This is a genomic window from Streptomyces sp. NH27 (assembly GCF_056859195.1).
On the sequence record NZ_JACEGK010000972.1, the window covers coordinates 1 to 1,147 of the forward strand.

Here is a 1,147-nt window from a genome sequence, read left to right on the forward strand (position 1 = left end):
GGACCAAGATCACTCGAACGCTGTACCTGTTCGCTTCCGCCGCGCCTCCGGTGTTCGACGTGGCACGGGTGATCGAGTCCGCGCAGCGGGCGGGGTGGGACGTGTGCCTCGGGCTGACGCCCACCGCGGCACGGTGGTTGGCGGGGTCGCTGGACGGCCTCGCGGTGCTGACCGGGCACCCGGTGCGGTGGGACTACAAGTCGCCCGGGCAGCCGGACATTTGGCCGCCCGCCGACGTGATCGTGGTGGCCCCGGCGACGTTCACGACGATCAACGCGTGGGCGGCCGGGATCACGGACAAGTTCGTGGTCGGGGTGGCCGCGGAGGCGATCGGCAAGGGCATCCCGCTGATCGCGATGCCGTGCCTGAACTCGGCGTACGCCCAACACCCCGCGTTCGAGCGGTCGGTGGGGGAGTTGCGGCTCGCCGGGGTGCGGCTGCTGTACGGCCCGGGCGGCTTCGAGCCGGGCCCGCCGGAGGGCGACGACCCGGTGGAGTACCCGTGGCACCTGGTGCTGGAGGAGTTGGGGGAGGCCGGTGCGCCGCGGTGACCGGTGGCACTGGAACGGGCGGGCTGCGCCGGCGTACGCGCCCGTACTCCCTGGTGCGAGGCCACCCCCGTAACAGCGGCCGGATGAAGGTGTGTTGGGCAACACGCGGGCGTGTTTAGGTGGTTCATGACCCTTTCGGGTGAACGAAGGGGGTTCGCGCGGGTGGGCGCGGCGGTGCTGCGAAGCATTGAGGGGTGAGCACTTCATGGGGGAGGTTCGCCCGGATGGGGGCGGCGCTCGCGGTGGTGTGGGCCGGGGGTTCGTGGGGTCTGAGCGGCGTGGCGGCCGCGACCCCCGGACCCGGCTGCCCCGACGGCATACGCGCGGCCCGCACCTGTACGACCTCCCGTCCACCAGCCCGCCCGGGTGCCGAGCGAGAACCGTCAGGGCCGTCCGGCCCGGCGTCCTCCCGGTACCCGGGCGCCGCGGCGCACCCGCCGCACACAGAGCACTCGAACCACGCGGAAGCGGCGCCCCAGGCCCCCCCGGACCGCCGCGACCGCCAGGACCGCCCCGACCGCCACGGCCGGGCGGACCACGCGGCCCCCGCCGGCCACGCGGCCACGGCGCCCCCACGCCATCGGGCACCCGCCCCC

At 74.9% G+C, this 1,147-nt stretch carries 1 protein-coding gene; it reads left to right on the forward strand.

Features of this window, described 5'->3' with window-relative positions:
- The first annotated feature begins 8 nt into the window (after positions 1–8).
- A complete protein-coding gene (locus tag AC13HU_RS37485) occupies positions 9–551 on the forward strand; it encodes a flavoprotein (RefSeq protein ID WP_483046474.1) in 543 nt (180 codons plus the stop codon).
- Positions 552–1,147 lie beyond the last annotated feature (596 nt).